Below are 17,888 nucleotides of genomic sequence, written 5' to 3' on the forward strand. Positions count from 1 at the left end.
AGCCGTCAGCCGTGCCGGGAGAGCAGGCGGCGGGCCGCCTCGCTGTGCTCGGCGATGAGCTGCGGCACGTCGAGCCCGACGATCTGCCCGTCCCGCACGCGCCAGTCGCCGGCGACCATGACCCGATCCGCCCGCTCGGCGCCGCACAGCAGCAGGGCGGCGATCGGGTCGTGGCTGCCGGAGAAGCGCAGCTCGTCGAGGGTGAACATCGCGAGGTCCGCCTGCTTGCCCGGGCTCAGCACGCCGATGTCGGCGCGTCCGAGGGCGCGGGCGGATCCCTGGGTGGCCCAGTCGAGGGCCCGCTCGGGGGTGACCGCCGAGGCGCCGTAGCGCAGGCGCTGCAGATACAGGGCCTGGCGCACCTCCATCATCATGTTGGACCCGTCGTTCGACGCGGATCCGTCCACCCCCAGTCCGACCGGGACGCCGGCCTCCTGCAGCTCCACGGCGCGGGCGATGCCGCTGGCGAGCCGCATGTTCGAGGTGGCGCAGTGCGAGACCGCGGTGCCGGCGGCGCCCAGGCGGGCGATCTCGGCGTCGTCGAAGTGGATGCCGTGGGCGAGCCAGGTGCGGTCGCTCAGCCAGCCGACGCTCTCCAGGTAGTCGACGGTGCGCAGCCCGAACATCTCCCGGCAGAAGTCCTCCTCGTCGATGGTCTCGGCGAGATGCGTGTGCAGCCGGACGTCGAGGCGCTCGGCGAGGCCTGCGGTGTCGCGCATGAGGCCGGTGGTGACCGAGAACGGCGAGCAGGGCGCGAGCCCGATCTGCACGAAGGCCCCTTCGCCGCGCTCGTGGTAGCTGCCGACGAGGCGCTCGCTGTCCGCGAGGATCACGTCCGCGTCCTGCACCGTGCTCTGCGGCGGCAGGCCGCCGTCCTTCTCGCCGAGCGACATGGATCCGCGGGTCAGGGTCACGCGCATGCCGAGCCGCCTGGCGACCTCGACCTGCACGTCGATCCCCTCCTCCAGCCCGTTCGGGAACAGATAGTGGTGGTCGGCGGCGGTGGTGCACCCGCTCAGCAGCAGCTCGGCGAGCGCCGCGGTGGTCGCCAGCTCGAGGTCGCGCGGGGTGAGCCCCGCCCAGACCCCGTACAGGCCCTTCAGCCACGGGAACAGCTCTGCGCTGACCACGGGCCTCCAGGCTCGGGTGAGGGTCTGGTAGAAGTGGTGGTGCGTGTTGATCAGGCCGGGGATGATCACGTGCCGCGACGCGTCGAAGACCTCGTCGACGGGCCTCGACGGAGCGCCGCCGCCCGGCACTGCCTCGAGGATCCGGCTGCCCGCGACGACGAGCCCGCCTCGGGCGTCGGCGTCGTCGCCGGTGTGGATTCCGAGCGGGTTCTTCAGCCAGACGGTGCGCGCTGATTCGGACATTGAGCAGACTCCCTCGTTCGACGTGCGGAGCCGGAAGGCGGCCCCGTGGGGCCAGCTCAGTGTTGACCTGTCTGCTGATCCAGGCGCGCCTCCCCGCGGGAGGTCATCCCAGATCTACCACGGACCGCCCGTGGCCGTCAATGATTTTCCGAGAGACGGGGACTGGTTTCCGAGATGCGGAATGAGCCGACGCCGCTCCGAGCAGGCCCGCGCACGCGAAAGGACGCCGCCCCGGAGACGGGACGGCGTCCTTTCGATGAGGATCCGGGTCAGTGCTCGTGGTGCGGTACGACCGGCACCTCGTTGCCGTCGCGGTCGACGATCTTGCCGTCGACGACCGAGTCGCCGTCCTCGAACGCGTCGAGGTACGCCACCGGGATGCTGCGCGTCGGCGCCGACACGAAGGCGTTCTTGCGGTTCGCGTTGCCCAGGTGGTTGAACAGCAGGTTCAGCAGGATCGCGCTGACCGCAGCCGAGCTGATGCCCGAGTGGAAGATCGTCACGAACCAGGCCGGCATCTGCGCGTAGATGTTCGGCACGGCGATGGGCAGCATGCCGATCGCGATCGACGAGGCGACGATCACCAGGTTCATGTTGTCCTTGTAGTCGACCTTGGACAGGGTGCGGATACCGGACGCCGCGACCGAACCGAACAGCACCAGGCCGGCGCCGCCGAGGACCGGCGACGGGATCGCACCGACGACGCGGCCGAGCACCGGCAGCAGACCGAGGACGACGAGCACGCCACCGCCGGCGGTGACCACGAAGCGGCTCTTCACGCCGGTGATGGCGACCAGGCCGACGTTCTGCGCGAACGCGGACTGGGTGAAGCTGCCGAAGATCGGCGAGACCGCGCTGGAGAGCATGTCGGCGCGCAGACCCGCGGCGATCCGCTTCGAGTCGACCTTGGTGCCGACGATCTCGCTCACCGCGAGGATGTCGGCCGTGGTCTCGGTCAGGGTGACCAGGATCACGATGAACATCGAGATGATGCCGGCGATCTGGAACGTGGGCATTCCGAAGGCGAACGGGGTCGGGAAGGCGAAGATCGGGCCGTCGCCCACCTTGCTGAAGTCGGCCATGCCGAGGAAGATCGAGATGATCGTGCCGAGCACGATGGAGAGCAGGATCGCGAGGCGCGAGATGGCTCCCACCGGCACCTTGCTGAGGACCAGCACGATCACGAGGGTGATCGCCGCAAGCAGCAGGTTGCCCGCCGGGGCGCCCTTCGCGGCGTCCCCGCCTTCGCCCGTGCCGATGATCCAGCCGGCGGCGACCGGGAGGAGCGTGAGTCCGATGGTCGTGATCACCGTTCCGGTCACGACCGGCGGGAAGAACCGGATGACGGTGGCGAACACCGGGGCGATGAGCAGACCGATGACGGAGGCTGCGATCACGGATCCGAACACGGCAGGCAGTCCGCCGCCGCTCGTCACGATCGCGCCCATGGTCGCGACGCCGGCGAACGACACGCCCTGCACGAGGGGCAGCTGCGAGCCGAAGAACGGCACGCCGACGGTCTGCAGGATCGTGGCGAGACCGCCCATGAACAGGCAGGCGGCGATCAGAACGCCGATCTCGCCCGGCTTGAGGCCCGCGATCTGCCCGACGATGAGCGGCGGGGCGATGATGCCGCCGTACATCGTGAGCACGTGCTGGATGCCGTAGCCGATGGTGGCGCCGATCGGGAGGCGCTCATCCTCCGGCCGTGCGGCCTTCTTCTTCTCTCTGGTCTTGCTCGTCATTTCGACCTCTTCGTCGGGATTGGATCGGGGTCTCTCGACCGGTGGTGGATCGGGGTGGTGGCGGACCGGCGGAGGGAGCCGGATCGGCGAGCCGGAAGCGGCCCTGCCGGTCGGCTCGGTGTCGACCCGTCTGCTGATCCAGCGGACATCTCCGGCTCTGGAGACACCTTCAGGGTAGCCAGAGGTCAGGGGGGGAGTCAAGGATTTTTTCCGAATCTCGGACGGATGCTTCCGCAATACGGATATAGCTGCAACGGGAGAGGCGCCTCCCCGGGCTCGAAAGCCAGGAGAGGCGCCTCGTCTCCGTGCGCGAGCGACCCGCGCGATCAGTCGTCGAGCAGCTCCGCCTCGATCACGTCATCGGCGGCGTCGTCGGCCGATTCGCGCCCCGCCGACGCCGGCCCGTCGCTGGTCAGCACGAGACCGGATCCGTCCGCGGACACGTCCGCCCGCACCACGTCGCCGTCGCGCACCCGGCCGCTCAGCAGGGCGGTCGCGAGCCTGTTCTGCACCTCGGTCTGGATGAGGCGGCGCAGCGGCCGCGCGCCGAACACCGGGTCGTAGCCGCGCTCGGCGAGCCAGGACCGCGCGTCCGGGGTGACCGCGAGGGTCAGCCGGCGCTCGGCGAGGCGGCGCTGCAGCTGGTCGATCGCGAGCTCGACGATCTGCGCGAGGTCGTCCTCGGTGAGCGCCTGGAACATCACGATGTCGTCGAGACGGTTCACGAACTCCGGCTTGAACGCCTGCCGCACCAATGCCATGACGGCGTCGCGCTTGTCGTCCGCCGAGAGGGTGGGGTCGATCAGGATCGGCGAGCCGATGTTGCTGGTCAGGATAAGGATCACGTTCGAGAAGTCCACCGTGCGGCCCTGGCCGTCGGTGAGCCGGCCGTCGTCCATGACCTGCAGCAGCACGTCGAACACCTCGGGATGCGCCTTCTCGACCTCGTCCAGCAGCACCACGCTGTACGGACGCCGGCGCACGGCCTCGGTGAGCTGGCCGCCCTGCTCGTAGCCGATGTAGCCCGGAGGGGCGCCGACGAGCCGGGAGACCGAGTGCTTCTCGCCGTACTCCGACATGTCGATGCGCACCATGGCGTGCTCGTCGTCGAAGAGGAACTCGGCGAGCGCCTTGGCGAGCTCGGTCTTGCCGACGCCGGTCGGGCCGACGAACAGGAACGATCCGGTCGGACGGCCGGGGTCGCTGATCCCGGCGCGGGAGCGGCGCACGGCGTCGGAGACCGCGGCGACCGCCTCCCTCTGGCCGATCAGTCGCTTGCCGAGCTCGCGCTCGAGGTGCAGCAGCTTCTCGGTCTCGCCCTGCAGCAGGCGGCCGACCGGGATGCCGGTCCACGCCGCGATGACGCCGGCGATGTCCTCGTCGGTGACCTGCTCGTTCACCATGCGGGGTTCGTCGCCCTGCTCCTCCGCCTGCCGCTCCGCGTCGGCGAGCTGCGCCTGCAGCTGCTTGATCGTCTCGTACTCGAGCCTCGACGCCTTCGTGTAGTCGGCGTCGCGGAGGGCCCGGTCGCGCTCCGTGATGGCCTCGTCGAGGCGCTTCTTCAGCTCGCCGACCCGGTTCAGGCCGCTGCGCTCGCGCTCCCAGCGCGCCTCGAGGCCCGCCAGCTCGGCTTCCGCCTCGCCCATCTGCTCGCGCAGCTTCGCGAGGCGCTCCTTCGAGGCGGCGTCCTTCTCCTTCTTCAGCGCGAGCTCCTCGAGCCGCATCCGATCGACCGAGCGCTTGAGCTGGTCGATCTCGACGGGGCTCGAGTCGATCTCCATCTTGAGCCGGCTCATGGCCTCGTCGATGAGGTCGATGGCCTTGTCCGGCAGCTGACGGCTGGGCAGGTAGCGGTTCGAGAGCGATGCGGCGGCGACGAGCGCGGAGTCGCTGATGGTCACCCCGTGGTGCGCCTCGTAGCGCCCCTTGAGGCCGCGCAGGATCGCGATGGTGTCCTCGACCGAGGGCTCGCCCACGTAGACCTGCTGGAACCGGCGCTCGAGCGCCGCGTCCTTCTCGATGAACTCGCGGTACTCGTTGAGCGTGGTCGCGCCGATGAGCCGCAGCTCGCCACGGGCGAGCATCGGCTTGAGCATGTTGGAGGCGGCGACGGATCCCTCTCCCCCGCCCGCGCCCATGAGCACGTGCAGCTCGTCGATGAAGGTGATGACCCGCCCGTCCGACTCGGTGATCTCCTTCAGGACGCTCTTCAGGCGCTCCTCGAACTGGCCGCGGTACATCGCACCCGCGACGAGGGCGGAGATGTCGAGGGCGACCAGCTCCTTGTCCTTGAGCGACTCGGCCACGTCTCCCGCGACGATGCGCTGTGCGAGGCCCTCCACGACGGCGGTCTTGCCGACGCCGGGCTCGCCGATCAGCACCGGGTTGTTCTTGGTGCGCCGGGTGAGCACCTGGCTCACGCGGCGGATCTCGCTGTCCCGTCCGATCACCGGGTCGAGCTTGCCCTGCCGGGCGCGGTCGGTGAGGTTGATGCCGAACTGCTCGAGCGCGCTCTGCTGCTCGTCCTGCTGTGCCGTCTGGGGGGTGGCCATTCGTCCTCCTGGGGTCTCCTTGCGTCCGTCGCGGGACGATCGGATCCGGTCCGCGTCCCAAAGTTGAGTTGATTAGACTCAAGTTTAGCGGATCCACTCCCGGGAGACAAGCACACGAAAAAGGGCGCCGGGTGATCCGTCCACCCCGGCGCCCGCATCCCCAGTGTCCATCGCAACCGTCTTCGCCGGCCCTCCTCACTGCGCGTCGAACGAGACCTCCGGCTCACCGCCCCGCCATGAGATGCTGCCGGAGAACGCGAACGAGACCCGCTTCGGCGGCGGCGTGCATCCGACCCGGGTGTTCGCCGGGGTCACGATCGTCGCGGCTTCGCTTTCGAAGCGGTCCGCCGTGAGCGAAGCCGGTCTGCTCGGCTGCGCGGCGACGGAGAGCGCAGGAAGGGATCCTGTCCCCCTCTGCCACCTCATTCACCGCCGCTCGTGCCGAACAGCTCGTCGAGCTTGCCGTCCTTCGCGTAATGGGCGTAACCGCGGAGCGCGATGACGCCCTCGTGCGTCACGCTGGCGAGCGGGTCGATCAGCCAGCCGCCGTTCTCCTGCACGGCCACCAGCTGGAACCGCGTCAGTCCGAGCTTGCTCAGCGCGGGGATGCTCTTCGGGCAGAACGAGGAGGATCCGTTGGAGCCATTGCTGGAGTCGTAACCCGAGGTGTACCCGGTGACGCGGCTCGCCATGCACTCGTCGGTCATGGTCGCGTCGAACAACGGCCGGCCCGATCCGGTCACAGCCACGGAGAGCTTGTCGGGGATGACGACGGTGTCGCCGTTCTCGCTCTCGTGGTGCGCCTGCACCGTGATCTTCGCCGTGCCCTGCTGCTGCAGCGCCTGCTGCTCCATCGTCGCGGGCAGCGCAGGCCCGTAGATCGACAGCACACGCCGCTCCGGGAGCGGAAGCGTCGCCGCCAGCGGCTGCCATCTGCCCGTCTCGTATGCTTGCGCCACGGCCTGTGCGGTGCCGTCGAGCGCCGCCTCCGGGGTGTCGAAGTGGACCGCGGGAACGATCGTGCTGCCCCGCTGCAGGGCGCTCTGCGGACCTGGGCGTCCGGCGATGAATCCGAGCTCGGCCGTGCTCATGAGCGGGCTCACATACCACCCGCCTTCGTCGACGGTGACGATGCGGAACGGGTTGTCCCGCCCGGCTTGCGTCGCCTGCGCGATCTGATCCTTCGCCTTCCAGTCGATCGGGAACTTCAGCGACTCCGCCATCGACCGTTTCGCGTCGGCCTTGGCCTGCTCGAGGTCCGCGCTGGTGCGTCCGTATGCGAGGTAGGGATTCGACGCATAGGTGAGGTCGACCGATGCATCGGCCACCTTCTGAGCGTCGCCGTCGATGTGCACGGATCCGGATGCCAGTTCCACGATCGCCACACCCTCGGCGATCTTCTCACTCGTGAACTCGACGTCCTTCGTCGTGATCTTCAGGGCGTCATGCAGGCGCGCGACGGCATCGGCCGCTCCGTTGTCCTTGCCATCCACGGGGATCTTGGATGCCGCGTCGATCAACGGCGTCACGTAGGCCGCCTCGCTCGGAGCGAAGGCGGTGGCGAGCGAAAGCAGGTTGCCGCCGAGCACGCCGTCGACAAGACGCTGCGCGGCGGCTTCCGGCGACGGGGCGCCGCCGGTCAGCGTCTTGACCACCGCGAACGCGCCGCCCGCGAGGGCGAGCGCCGCAACGCCTGCGACGATGCCGACGATCGCCGGGCGCTTGAGCTTACGGCGCGCCGGCGCGGAGGCCGCAAGCACGACAGCGGGCACGATCGGCGCGCCCGGGAGCGCGGGCGTCGCACCCACGGGCGCCGCCGGCGGTGGAACCACGGGCGCCGCGGGAACGAACGCCGCCGCCGTGGCGCTCTGCGTCGGAGGAGCCAGCCGCTCGAGCACGGCCGCCTGGGCGGCCGTGTCGCCGTGCCGGCCTATCCACGCCAGCATCTCCGGGTACGCCTGCGGATGCCGCGCGATCATCGCGCCCAGATCCGGTCTGGCCGTCAGCAGCTCCGCGAGCCGCGCCGGCGGAGTCGCCGGATCCGCCGCCTCGCGGGCTGCGTCGTCGATCGTGGTCATGTCCGTCCTCCGCATCGTGCCGTCCGTGCCCGAATCTCATCGCACCCGGCCGATGCGCGCGATGGGCAATATCCCCCATCGCGGGGATTCAGCGGATCCATAAGCTGGGCTGAGGAGGGTTCCATGACCGACGACCTCGATGCCGCACGCCGGGCGCTCGCCGATCCGCGTACCGATCCGACCACGCTCGCGCATATCACGCAGGCGTTCCCGCAGCTCGGGCCGGAGGCCGCCGCACACCCGAACGCCTATCCCGAGCTTGTCGCCTGGATCGAACAGTACGCCGAGGCCCTCACCCTGCACCGCGTGCAGGAGTCGTTGCGCGCCGCCGCTCCCCGTGCCGCCGGATCCGCGATCGGCGCCGCTCAGCCGGCACCCGCCGCCTCGGCGGGAACGGTCCCCTCGCACCCTACTGCCGCGAATGCCGGCCCGGGCCGCCGCCTGCTCCTCCCCGTGCTCGCGGGCGTCGCTGCGCTCCTGCTGGTCACCGCGGGCATCACCACCGTCGTCGCCGTGACGCAGGCGAACCAGGTGAAGTCCGCGGCGCAGTCCGCAGCCGACTCGGCCGACCGCGCTGCGGATCCTGCCTCGGCATCGGGCCCGCACTCCGGGTCAGCCCCCTCGAATAGCGGATCGGCGGCGACCGGATCCGGGTCGGGCCCCGCCGCGACGGGCCCGACGGGGAGCGGATCGGCCGCTCCCACCGAGGACACCGGCAAGGCCCCGGTGGTCTCGAAGGGCGACGGCCCTGCGCCGGTCGTGCTGATCCTGGACGCCTCCGGATCCATGGTCCGCGAGACGACCAAAGGTCGCACCCGGATGGACGATGCCCGCGATGCCATGCTCAAGGCCGTCGGCGAGCTGCCCGACAACGCTCAGGTGGCCCTGTTGGTGTTCGGCACTGGCACCGGCAACTCCGACGCCGAGCGGGCCGCCGGATGCACCGACGTGAAGACGGTGGCAGCGCTGGGTCCGATCGACCGCACCGCGCTCGGTAACAGCATCAGGGGCGTCAAGGCCTCCGGATACACTCCGATCGGCCCGGCGCTGCGCACGGCTGCCAAGATGCTGCCGGAGCATGGCGCCGGCACGATCGTGCTGGTCTCCGACGGCGTCGACACGTGCTCGCCGCCGCCGGCCTGCGAGGTCGCGTCCGAGCTGCACGGCGCGAACGACGCCCTCGCGATCCACGCCGTCGGGTTCGGCGTCGACAAGGACGAGCAGGCGCAGCAGCAGCTGGAGTGCATCGGCCGGGTCGGCGGCGGTAGCTATCTTCCCGCGAGCAACGTCACGCAGCTGGGCTCGCGCATCACCGCCGCGACCAACGGCACCGACACCGCGAAGACGATCTCGGCCGACGGCTTCCACGACGTGCGCCTGGGCATGACCCTGGACGAGGTGCGCGCCCGCTCCACCGATTTCAAGGTCACCAAGCGGCAGACCGTGGACGGCATGGAGATCGTCTACGTCGACTGCGGGTGGGGCACGATCGAGTTCCGGGGCGGGCTCGCCTCCGCGATCCGCCCCTCCGGCGAGGCACCCACGCTCGACGGTCTGGCGGTCGGCGACAAGACCTCGCACGCGGCGGAGGTCTACGGCGAGCCCGTCGCTCACGGCAAGGACGACCTCGGCAACTACCAGGTCTACGCCGTCTCGGCCGGCAGCCCTTACGGCTACGCGGTCTACGGCGACGGCACGATCAAGCGCATCGTATTGTGCCGTTGCACGGGCATCGCCGCATCCGCCTCCCTCGCAGACTGGGAGATCACCTTCGCGGGCGTCGGCCCGCTGCGCCTCGGTATGACGACCAAGGAGATGCTCGCCGCGCTTCCCGGATCCGTCACGGGATCCGATCCCGGGAACGACAAGCCCGCCACGGTGAACCCGCTGCCGGACGTCAAGGATCTGAGCGTGCTGATCTATCGGGGGAAGATCGCGTCGATCCAGGTCGGAAGCGACAGCAGCTGGTCCCCGCTGACAGCCGAGCAGCTCGCCGCGCTCGGGAGTCGGATGCCTCAGCTGCGCGGCATCCGGCTCGGCGATACCGGGGCGACGGCGGTCAACATCATGCCGCAGGGCACAACCTACGACAACAGAGCCGGTGGCATCCACGACTACGTCATCGCGACCCGTGAAGGCGCCACCCTGACGTTCCGCGGGGCGGGGCGCGGCTCGAGCAGCTCTGGGTCGTCCGGCGGCGTGATCTCGGGATTCACACTGACCGACTCGACCACGCTGGACTACCCGTGGAACACGCCGGCGAAGAAGGCAGCACCCGCCGCGAAGCCGACCCCCTCGTCGCCTGCGAAGCAGAAGAAGGTCGAGATCACGGCGGACTCCGCCGCGCAGCTGCTGATCCCTGCGGGCTCCTGCGGTCTCCCCAACGCTGCCGGCTGGGATCAACCTGCCTCGATCCAGCTGTCCGGCGGAGCCGGCGAGAGCTTCGACGCCGATGGCAAGGGGGCCGGGGTCCTCGACAGCCGACTGGTCGGCGTGAACGATTTCAACGGCGACGGAATCGATGACGCGGTCATGGTGATCGATTGCACCGGCACACCGAAGGAACTGTGCTGCGCCGGGGCCGGGGCCGTGGCATACGCCGTCGTCGTCCTGGACCTCAGCACCGGGACTCCGCAACGGATCGGTGAGCCGATCTTCGGGGGAGAAGGGCGAACGTCCAAGGGCAGCGAACCGCTCGCGATCGCGGAGGGGAAGCACCCGGTGGAACTCGACAGCGGGACGATCGTGACCTACGAGGTGCCGGTCTATGGAGACGTCGATCCCTCAGACGCCGCCGCGATCTCGGGCTGGTTCCGCTACGCCCTGTCTGGTGACCGATGGACGAGATCGCCGAAGTAGCCGACGGATCCGCCGCGCGAGTTCGGGGGCAGAATGCAGGGCGCTGCACGGCGTCAGCCGAGTTCCTGGGTGAGTTTCTCCTGCGCCGTGCGGGCCTGGTCGAGCAGGGCCTCAACCAGCTTGCCCTGGTCGAGAGGGAGCGGGCCATCGTGGCCGACGTACAGGTTCAGCACGAGGTTGCCGTGCAGCAGCACGGCCTGCAGGTGATCGTGGTTGTACTGGTCGTGCGGCGCAGTAGTGTCGTCGAAGACCACGACCTTCGCCTCGGCGCTCTCCTTGCTGACCGGCTCGGAGATCGTCTCGGATGATTGCAGCCTGTCGATCTGCTTGATCTCGAATGCGGAGCACGATGGGAGCGCGGCGGGCACCTTGTCGAAGTTTGCCGACGCCTGCTCGGCGCTGGCGAACTGCCGCACCGTCATGCTCCCGCCGAGCCCGCCCTGCGACCAGGAGGTCGCGCGTATCCCGATCATGCCGTCGTCATCGCGGTATGCGACGTCAGTGCACTGCTCCGGTTCCGCGTGGACGCCCTCGCTCTCGCCGACCGTGTGGTACTCCGCCTTCACGGGCTGGATGTCGCTCGCCCCGAGCAAGGTCGAGAGCGTGTCGTCGGGCAGCATCAGCCAGGTGAGCTCGTCGCCCGTGTAGAGCGCCGGGACCGTCCTCGGGGTGCTCTCGGCCGCTCCCGAGCCGGTCTGCCCACCGGGCGCGGCGGCGTTGTGCGAAGCCGTGATCGCCCAGGCGGCGCCCGCGGTCGCAACCGCGCCCGCGGTGATCACCACCGACAACGTCCAGATCCATGCCTTGCGCGTCAAGGCCATGCGTCCGCCTCCCGAAGCTCATGATGCCGCCGAACGGTTCCGCGCGGTTCCGCTTTGATCCCATCGCACCCGCACGAGTCGCGCGATGGGGAAAATCCTCCATCGCGGATGCGTCGCTCACGGTGCGTTCCACAGCACGGTGCACCAGCTCGGGGCACCGCGGTCCGCACGCTCGGGGACACATCACATTTCCATCGGCCGAACGGACAGTCCTCGGTCGGCTGCATATCGGGACCCATCGCGTCCATCGAACTCGAGCCTCACGGCGTCACCGGATACTGCTGGTCGAACGACGCGGTCGCCCCCGGTACCGTCACGTTCTGGCACGCGGAGCTGCGGTCGAGCAGCAGCGCCACCTGACCGTCCTTGTCGCTGCGTCCCGTGAAGATCACGTGATCGCCGTCCTGGATCACGGAGAAGCGATCCCCGTCGGTGCTCTGCGTCTCGGCGACGATCGAGGTCATCAGGCCCGCGACCTCATCCTTCGGATCCGTGATCTCCTTGCCGGTCGCTTCGCTCACGACCACCGCCTGGCCCGACGCGTTCGTCATCAGGAGCCGGCCGAGCAGTCGTGCGTTCATCTTGGCGACGGTGCCCGGGATGTTCCACTTCTTCCCGCCGTCGTAGCCGATCAGGGTGAGGCCGCCGTCGTCGCTGTAGAGGATCCCGGAGGAGCCGAACCCTTGCACATCCATCGAGCGGGACTCCTGGACGGACAGATTGCCCGTCGTCAGTCCGGACGCCCCCCGCACGGCGACGATGTAGTACGCGGTCGACGTGTCACTGAGGCTGAAGTCGCCCGAATGAGCGGGATCCTCTCCGGCTGACACCGCCTGGCACCCGCCGTCGTCATACCTGAAATCACCGGGATACCCTGCCGTGAGCGATCCGCTGAGCAGGTCGAGATAGACCGGCTTGCCCTCGGTCGTCTGCCAGAGCGGGGCGAGAGCCGAATCGAAATCGGGCGTGCGACCGAGTCCGTCGACATACGGGGGCAGCACGGTGTCCGCCTTCTTGGGCTTGTCACCGCGAAGGTCGTAGAGCACGCTGGGCGCGGTTGCACTGTTTGTGTAGAACTGCGAGCCGGAAGCCCTTCCGCCTACGACGGCGAACCCGCCCCCGGCGGCCATCGCCATGAACTCCGGCGTCGCCGCGGCCGGCTGGTCCGCGAACACCACCGTCGTCTGCACGTGCGACAGCGTCGCGTCGACCGAGAAGAGCGTGCCGGTGAACAGCGGCTGGGTGAGGCCCGCCTGCTTCTTCTCCGTGGTCTGGGTCCACACGATGTGGTCGCCCGTGAGATACGGGTACGGCGGGGTCTCACCGTCCGCGTCGCCGCTCGTTGAGATCGGGGTGGTCGACACGGCGCCCTTCCCGTAGTCGAAGGAGATCAGGGCGTCGCCGCAGGACACCACGCGGACGGCCCCGGTCCAGCCGAGCTCCCGCGGCGACGCCGTGCCGCACGCGTCGAACGTGTCGTCTGCGTGCGTGATCCGGTCGCCGGTCTTCGTCGGGACCTGCGCGATCAGCGCCTCCGGATCCGCGATGAGGCGCCCGCCGCACTGCGCAACGAGCCCACGGTCGAGGGTGCGCAGTGCCTTTGCGGCGTCGGGCGCGGTGAACACGGTCGCGCGCAGGGCATCGAGGCCCCCCGTGATTCCGGCTGGCAGCGCACCGGCCTTCGTCGCGAGTCCCGCGCCCTGCGGCGACAGCGAACCCAGGATCTGGATCATGTCTGCGCGAGACGTGGTGGACGAGATCGCGACCACCGCCGGCGAGGTCGTCGCCGCGGAACTGCTCCCCGCGCCTGGGTCCGGCGCCATCGTAGGGCACACGATCGGAGCGTCCGTCGGCGTCGGCGTCGTCTTCGGGACGGAAGCGCCCGGAGCAGATCCTGTGGCCTGCCCCGTCGTTCCGCCCGAAGCCGCCGCGATCGCCCATGCTCCGCCGCCGAGGATCAGCACCCCGGCGATCGCGGCCGCGATCACGATGTTCCTCCGGGTGCCCGGGATCGGCCGCCTCACCGATGGCGAGCCGTGCCCGGCAAGAGCGCCCGAGTCCGCCGGAGCGGTGGATGCCACGGCAGCCGGCGTCGGCGCCGACACCGCCTGCGCAGCGGAGAGGACATCAGCCGTCATGGGCGACGACGCGGGCTGCGCGGTAGAGGCCGCGTACACGTCGACCCAGTTCCGCAACTCGTCGTAACAGTTCGGGTGACGACGGATCGCGTCCGCGAACTCGGGGTGCTGCTGGGCGATTTCCGCGAGTACGCCCCCGCCCGTCGCCGGGTCATGCAGGGCGGCCCAGGCCGCCTCACGCTCCATCGGCATCTCCGACCTCCTCAGTCGCCGTTTCCTGCGTCGTCGCGGGCCCATTGCAGGGAACGTTCGTCATCGCGAGCTCTCGCCCGCTGCGGACCTCCGTATCCGGACGACGCAGTCGCCCAGATGAAGCTCGGCATCGCCGCTCACGACCTGCGGTCGCTCGGGGGAGACCTGGATCCGCGAGCCGTCGGCGATGACAACCGTGCCGTTGGTGGAGCGGAGATCGATCACGAACAGCTCGCCATCGCGGAACTGCACCTGCGCGTGCGTCTTGGAGATCGACTTGGCCGGATCCTGGAGGGAAACCAGCACGACGGTCGGATCCGTCGCGTCCACAAGGGGGTCGCGGCCGAAGCGCAGAGCGGAATCGACGGTCAATGTGCGCCCGTCGTTGAGAACGACCTGCCAGCCGCTGCGCCCGCCGGCAGGAGCGACCCTGGTGACGTCGAGGTCGTCGTCCGCATCTGCATCTGCATCTGTCGTTGCAGGTTCGGGGACCGGCACAGCATCCGCGGTCGGCGCGGACGGGACGAACCCGGGGACGGAGGCGATCGGCGTCCCCTCCGGAACCTCGGACGATGGCGGCACAGGGGTCGGCGGCGCTGACCCGATCGGCGGGAGCACGACGGGAACGGCCGGCTGCGACATCGGAGGCAGTGGAACCACCGGACCCGCCTCCGCCGGCACCCGCAACACCGGGCCCTCTGGGGTCGGACCCGCTGAAACCGGCGGCAGCGGGACGGGCGGGATCGAGCTCACCGGGAAGGCGGCAGGTGCTCCCGTGGGAGCGGGCATCGGAGGCACCGTGTCCGCGGACGTCGAAGGTGCGAACCCGGCAGGCGCAGCGGGGACGGGAGGAACCGCCGACGGCGACGTCGGGGCGGCCGGCACCTCGACGCCGTGCGGAGCGGCCGTCGCGGGTACATCCGCGGCGTTCAGCGCACGCTCCCGGCGGAGCTTGGCGGCCAGCTCGTCGGCGGCTGCCGAGTTCGCCCTGCGCCCGAGAAGGAACCCGACGCCCGCGATGACAGCCCCCAGCACGATGACCATGATCGGGCCGACCGTGACGTTGCTGGGCGTCGTGTACCAGAAGATCAGGCCTCCGGCGACGACGACTCCGCCGACGATCTGCACCGTCCGGGCCGTCGATTCACTGACGCCTCCCGGAGTGGTCGCTCCCGCCGACTGACTCGGGTACGCCTTCGGGGCGGCGGGCGGGGCATCCGACGGCGCAAGATCTGCCGGGGGCGCTGGATCCGGGTACGCCACTGCGGTGTTCAGCGACGCGGCGGCGCTCTCGGCCGGGGGCATCGGCGCCACCGGTTCAGGGACGGCCGGCGCGGCAGGCAGCGCGGGCACCGCAGCGGAGGCGGGTGCCGCGGGCACCTCGACCACAGCAGGCACAGCAGGCACGGCGGTTGCTGACGAACTCGACGACTCGCCCGCGACCGCCGAGACGGCCGGAGCCCTGTCTTCGCGCTCGATCATCCGGATCTTCGCCGACGGATCCGCGGCCTGCATCGCCTGTCCGAAGGTCGCCATGAATCGCCGGTAGATCCCGATCCCCTCCATCGACTTCGGGCCGACGGGAATGAAGTACACGGTGGTCTGCGAGGTGCGGTACTGCTCGATCTCGCTGACGGCGTGGGTGCGACCGTCGACGATGTCGGCGGTCACTGTGAAATGCATGAGCGCACCGCCGAGCAGGCCGTTCAGAGCGACGCGGATGCCGTTCTCGCTCTCCCCGATGACACGGAGGCTCCGCTGCGTGCCGACAGCGTGCACCGCCACCTCGATGACCCGGCCGATCGAGAGAGCGGTATCGATCTCGATCCGCGCGTTCGCGAGCTTGTGCTGCTTGGCCATCAGTCCCCCTTGCGCTGCAGGTGCATCACGTAATCGCCGATGCGCAGCTCCGCATCGGCGGAGACCCGGTACGGCGCGTCAGGCGTCAGGACCGTCTGAGCGCCGTCCGCAGTGCGCACCACCGAGCCGTTCGTCGAGTGCACGTCGGTGATCAGGATCCCGTCGGACGCGACCGACAGAGCGACATGCGTCTTCGAGATGGATTTGGCCGGGTCGTCCACCGGGATCAGCAACGCGGAGGGGTCGGCCGGATCAGCCGCGGGATCGCGCCCGAGCCGCGCCGAGGATCCGAGCGCGATCTGCCGTCCGTCGGCAAGCAGGACCCGCCAGGATCCCGTCGGGCGCGCGGTGAGACGTGTCGAGTCGAGGTCATCGTCCGCCGCGGACGGGAGGGTCGCGGCGACGTTCGCCGGGACCACGACAGCAGCCGGAGCGACCGAGGGCACAGGCGGCACGCTCAGAACAGCCCCCGGGATGGACTGGATCGGTCCCACGGCGGGGACGGGCGGAACCGGGGCTGCGGGCACGGGCGGAACCGGGGCCGCGGGGACGGGCGGAACGGAGAGGGCAGGTGCGGCTGGCACCGGGGGCACGACGACAGGGGCGGCGGGCATGGCAGGAACCGCAGGCACCGCGCCGGGTGCGAAGCCCGGGGCCGATGCAGGCTTTCCCGGCGCGGACGGAGCGGCGTAGCCGGGAATCGTCGGAGCAGCGAAACCGGAGACAGGGGCCGCGTAGCCGGGGGCGGCCGTCGTCACGAAACCGGCATCGGGTGCCGGATACCCGAGTGCCGTCGGCGCCGTGAAGCCAGATCCCGGCGCCGCGCCCGGGGACGAGTTGGTACCCGCAGGCACGAACAGGTAGCCGCGGGTGATACCCGGCGGCAGATCGAACCTCAGGCCGAGCGGGCTCGGAGCCTTCAGCAGGAACACCAGCAGGACGATCCCGCCCGCGAACGGGATCAACGAGAAGAGGTAATAGGTGCCCGGATCCCCGGCGTCGTGCAGGCGGCGCACGGAGAGCGCGATGGTCGCGAGGCTGAACGCGAGGACCGCGACCCAGAACACGAGGTACAGGAATCCGATGATCAGGCTGATGATCCCGTATGTCGAGGAATCGGCGACCTGCGTCAGCAGGACACTCATCAGCCCCAGCAGGATCAATCCTGCGAAATAGCCGGCGACGAACCAGAGCACTCCGAACCAGTACTCCGACGGACTCGCCCGCCCGGTGTACACGAAGGCCTTCTGCACCATGCGCTGGCCGGCCTTCAGGAACGGTATCCCGTAGTACGGCTGATCGAGCGGCGGCTCGGAGGCGAAGCGTTGCGTTGTCATTCGGAGCTTCCTTGGTCGCTGAGGCGCGGTCTGGGTGCTGTGGTGGAGACGGTTCGTGCTCGGCGCCCGCCGGACATCCCGACATCGCCCTCCGGGCGATAGCGCAGCGATATCATCACAGACATGGAAAAGACGATGGTTCCCGCCGACGAGCTGCGTCGACTGCGGAACGCCTCCGGCCTGTCGCAGCGCGCGCTCGCGGCGCGGACGGGCATCTCGCAGCCGAACATCGCCGCATACGAGAGCGGACGCCGCATGCCGAGTGTGATCACGGAGGAACGATTGCGGCGAGCGCTGCGCGTTCCGACTCTGGCACGTGTGCGGCACGAGCGCGACGCCATCCTCGCCGCCGCCGAACGCGGCATGGTCGAGAACGTGCGGGTGTTCGGATCCGTTGCCCGCGGCGACGCCGATGAGGACTCCGATCTCGATCTGCTCGTGCGCCCACTGCACGGAGCCTCGCTCATCGAGTTCGCGGCGTTCGCCGCCGAAGTCGGTGAGATCCTCGGCGTCAGGGTCGACGTGGTCTCCGATCGGAGCACGGCGCCGGCCGTGAGCCAGATCGCGGAGGAAGCCGTGCCGCTGTGAGACGGGAAGACCCCGAGCGGATCCTTGCGATCCTGGACGACATCGCCCGCTTCGGCGTGTCCGCCGCTCGCGTCGTCGCCCGAGGCCGGGAGCCCTTCTTCGACCCCGACGACGACGATCAGCGCCGGATCGCCCGATCCCTCGCCGTCGATCTCTCGACCGCCGCCGACCGTCTCCCCGAGACATTCCGCGACGCCCACCCCGAGATCAACTGGCGTGGTGTGCGAGGTCTGCGGAACGTGATCGCGCATGACTACCAGGGCACCGACGACGAGGTCCTCTGGGAAGTGCTCGCCTCGCGCTTCCCTCAGATCCTGGCAGTTCTCGGGATCGACTGAACGCACC

The 17,888-nt window shown here is 69.7% G+C and carries 13 protein-coding genes; 4 read left to right on the top strand and 9 right to left on the bottom strand.

The window, feature by feature from the left end:
• Positions 1 to 5: 5 nt before the first annotated feature.
• The 5 genes from ACTJJZ_RS04485 to ACTJJZ_RS04505 all read right to left on the bottom strand — a co-directional run bounded on the left by ACTJJZ_RS04485 (position 6) and on the right by ACTJJZ_RS04505 (position 7,748).
• Entirely contained in the window at positions 6 to 1,373 is a 1,368-nt protein-coding gene (locus tag ACTJJZ_RS04485) for an 8-oxoguanine deaminase (protein ID WP_440719975.1), read from the bottom strand.
• A 269-nt stretch (positions 1,374 to 1,642) separates the two neighbouring features.
• The gene (locus tag ACTJJZ_RS04490; protein ID WP_440719976.1) at positions 1,643 to 3,118 is read right to left on the bottom strand and encodes a nucleobase:cation symporter-2 family protein; all 1,476 of its coding nucleotides are present in this window, start codon (positions 3,116 to 3,118) and stop codon (positions 1,643 to 1,645) included.
• A gap of 326 nt (positions 3,119 to 3,444) precedes the next feature.
• The gene (locus ACTJJZ_RS04495) at positions 3,445 to 5,670 is read right to left on the bottom strand and encodes an ATP-dependent Clp protease ATP-binding subunit (RefSeq protein ID WP_440719977.1); all 2,226 of its coding nucleotides are present in this window, start codon (positions 5,668 to 5,670) and stop codon (positions 3,445 to 3,447) included.
• A gap of 195 nt (positions 5,671 to 5,865) precedes the next feature.
• Entirely contained in the window at positions 5,866 to 6,096 is a 231-nt protein-coding gene (locus ACTJJZ_RS04500; RefSeq protein ID WP_440719978.1) for a hypothetical protein, read from the bottom strand.
• The gene (locus ACTJJZ_RS04505; protein WP_440719979.1) at positions 6,093 to 7,748 is read right to left on the bottom strand and encodes a hypothetical protein; all 1,656 of its coding nucleotides are present in this window, start codon (positions 7,746 to 7,748) and stop codon (positions 6,093 to 6,095) included. Before ACTJJZ_RS04505 ends, ACTJJZ_RS04500 begins: the two co-directional genes overlap by 4 nt.
• A gap of 123 nt (positions 7,749 to 7,871) precedes the next feature.
• Here ACTJJZ_RS04505 and ACTJJZ_RS04510 point away from each other — a divergent pair, with 123 nt between their 5' ends.
• A complete protein-coding gene (locus ACTJJZ_RS04510; protein ID WP_440719980.1) occupies positions 7,872 to 10,607 on the top strand; it encodes a vWA domain-containing protein in 2,736 nt (911 codons plus the stop codon).
• A 53-nt stretch (positions 10,608 to 10,660) separates the two neighbouring features.
• On the opposite strand, the gene ACTJJZ_RS04515 is transcribed toward ACTJJZ_RS04510, so the two are convergent.
• Together ACTJJZ_RS04515 and ACTJJZ_RS04520 are read right to left on the bottom strand one after the other, a co-directional pair.
• A complete protein-coding gene (locus tag ACTJJZ_RS04515; RefSeq protein ID WP_440719981.1) occupies positions 10,661 to 11,428 on the bottom strand; it encodes a sensor domain-containing protein in 768 nt (255 codons plus the stop codon).
• A 260-nt stretch (positions 11,429 to 11,688) separates the two neighbouring features.
• Positions 11,689 to 13,161: a hypothetical protein gene (locus tag ACTJJZ_RS04520; RefSeq protein ID WP_440719982.1), complete on the bottom strand. Its 1,473-nt coding sequence runs from the start codon at positions 13,159 to 13,161 to the stop codon at positions 11,689 to 11,691.
• Between ACTJJZ_RS04520 and ACTJJZ_RS04525 the strand changes: the two genes are divergently transcribed.
• A complete protein-coding gene (locus ACTJJZ_RS04525) occupies positions 13,160 to 13,633 on the top strand; it encodes a hypothetical protein (protein ID WP_440719983.1) in 474 nt (157 codons plus the stop codon). The two genes, ACTJJZ_RS04520 and ACTJJZ_RS04525, sit on opposite strands and share 2 nt — an antisense overlap.
• A 185-nt stretch (positions 13,634 to 13,818) precedes the next feature.
• On the opposite strand, the gene ACTJJZ_RS04530 is transcribed toward ACTJJZ_RS04525, so the two are convergent.
• Together ACTJJZ_RS04530 and ACTJJZ_RS04535 are read right to left on the bottom strand one after the other, a co-directional pair.
• Positions 13,819 to 15,618: an FHA domain-containing protein gene (locus tag ACTJJZ_RS04530; RefSeq protein ID WP_440719984.1), complete on the bottom strand. Its 1,800-nt coding sequence runs from the start codon at positions 15,616 to 15,618 to the stop codon at positions 13,819 to 13,821.
• Positions 15,618 to 16,955: a DUF805 domain-containing protein gene (locus tag ACTJJZ_RS04535; RefSeq protein WP_440719985.1), complete on the bottom strand. Its 1,338-nt coding sequence runs from the start codon at positions 16,953 to 16,955 to the stop codon at positions 15,618 to 15,620. The genes ACTJJZ_RS04530 and ACTJJZ_RS04535 overlap by 1 nt, the downstream gene beginning before the upstream one ends.
• A 123-nt stretch (positions 16,956 to 17,078) precedes the next feature.
• Between ACTJJZ_RS04535 and ACTJJZ_RS04540 the strand changes: the two genes are divergently transcribed.
• Together ACTJJZ_RS04540 and ACTJJZ_RS04545 are read left to right on the top strand one after the other, a co-directional pair.
• Positions 17,079 to 17,543, top strand: coding sequence for a helix-turn-helix domain-containing protein (locus tag ACTJJZ_RS04540; RefSeq protein WP_440719986.1), 465 nt, complete (start codon positions 17,079 to 17,081; stop codon positions 17,541 to 17,543).
• Positions 17,540 to 17,881 (top strand): HepT-like ribonuclease domain-containing protein, encoded by a 342-nt coding sequence (locus tag ACTJJZ_RS04545; protein WP_440719987.1) that lies wholly within the window; start codon positions 17,540 to 17,542, stop codon positions 17,879 to 17,881. Before ACTJJZ_RS04540 ends, ACTJJZ_RS04545 begins: the two co-directional genes overlap by 4 nt.
• The last annotated feature ends 7 nt before the right edge of the window (positions 17,882 to 17,888 follow it).

Origin of the sequence: Microbacterium sp. 22242, from assembly GCF_052045495.1 — a bacterium.
Lineage (GTDB): Bacteria > Actinomycetota > Actinomycetes > Actinomycetales > Microbacteriaceae > Microbacterium.